This window comes from Actinomyces sp. HMSC075C01, assembly GCF_001812965.1.
GTDB lineage: Bacteria > Actinomycetota > Actinomycetes > Actinomycetales > Actinomycetaceae > Actinomyces > Actinomyces acetigenes.
The window spans coordinates 1-257 of sequence record NZ_KV811037.1; positions in this window are offsets into that span (position 1 = coordinate 1).

A 257-nucleotide genomic window follows, 5' to 3' on the forward strand; every position below is an offset into this window, starting at 1 on the left:
TCCCGACCCTCGTGGAGTAGACCGACTCGGGCCGGCTCGGGCCGACTCGGGGCGGAGCCGGCGTCGGACCATGACCACCGGGCCCCGCACAGACGGCGGTCAGGGAGCGGTGCAGGAGGGCCTGTGGTGCAGGCGCCGGGCTGTGCCACCAAGAACCCTGGACTCGCTCCTGCGCGGCCCGGTGTCCACAGCGCTGACATGAACGAGCCTGCCGTCAATGTTTCCAGCGGGGATCGTTGGAATCCTGCGGTTCTTCT